Source organism: Microbacterium sp. JB110, assembly GCF_003335195.1.
Lineage (GTDB): Bacteria > Actinomycetota > Actinomycetes > Actinomycetales > Microbacteriaceae > Microbacterium.
The window spans coordinates 1-259 of the sequence record NZ_QPGM01000029.1; the positions used below are offsets into that span (position 1 = coordinate 1).

Annotated in this window: 1 protein-coding gene; it reads right to left on the reverse strand. The window is 52.1% G+C overall.

The window, feature by feature from the left end; translation table 11 throughout:
• Positions 1-247: rhodanese-like domain-containing protein (locus CIK77_RS17460; protein ID WP_332841626.1), on the reverse strand; the 247-nt coding region annotated here is incomplete at its 3' end.
• Between the last annotated feature and the right edge of the window lie 12 nt (positions 248-259).

Sequence of the window (259 nt, forward strand, 5' to 3'; positions counted from 1 at the left end):
GCTCAAACTCACCTTTGCTTAAATCGTGGCGTACCGTGACGCGGTTATCGAACACAAAGCACTCGCCGCGCCACAGCGACTGCTCTTCCGGGACTTTCTCCAGGTAGTTCAGCACGCCGCCCTTTAGGTGATAAACCTCTTCAAAGCCTTCTTTTAGCATAAAGCTCGAGGCTTTTTCGCAACGAATACCGCCGGTGCAGAACATGGCCACTTTTTTATGCTTTTCGGGGTCGTAGTGCTCGCGCACATACTCAGGGAA